The organism is Erwinia sp. MYb416 (assembly GCF_037479575.1).
Taxonomy (GTDB): domain Bacteria; phylum Pseudomonadota; class Gammaproteobacteria; order Enterobacterales; family Enterobacteriaceae; genus Erwinia; species Erwinia rhapontici.
Window position 1 is genome coordinate 344 of sequence record NZ_JBBGYT010000235.1, and the last position, 422, is coordinate 765.

Annotated in this window: 2 protein-coding genes; both read right to left on the reverse strand. The window is 53.6% G+C overall.

Annotated features, from left to right (window positions below):
• The coding region (locus tag WH277_RS02180; RefSeq protein WP_339504144.1) for a hypothetical protein at positions 1–84 on the reverse strand (84 nt) is incomplete at its 3' end.
• Between the two features lie 126 nt (positions 85–210).
• The coding region (locus tag WH277_RS02185) for an LrgB family protein (protein ID WP_339504143.1) at positions 211–422 on the reverse strand (212 nt) is incomplete at its 5' end.

Sequence of the window (422 nt, forward strand, 5' to 3'; positions counted from 1 at the left end):
GTCATCCGCGGCCAGGATCGGCTGAAGTGCGCTTTGTAACAGGGTAGGAAGCGTGGCAAATGCCTGCTGGTAACGTGGGTGCATAGTGGGGCCTCTTTCGCTGAATGCAGCCCATGTTAGCGGGCCGGCAGCCAGTTATATGTGATCTAAGTCTCTCTATCAATGTAATAAGTGAAATTGATCAACGAAATGCGAGACTTATCGCAAGTTTTAGCCCCACAACGCCATTAATAGCGGAAAAATAAACGGTGCCAGAAGCGACGTGATAATGCCGCACAGCACCAGTGCCAGTGAGCTGAACGCGCCTTCCTGATAATCGATCTCGGCAGCCCGCGCTGTCCCCAGCGCATGCGAAGCATTACCAATGGCAAGACCGCGTGCGGATTTACTGCGCACTCGCAGCAGGTTGAGCAGCATATGGC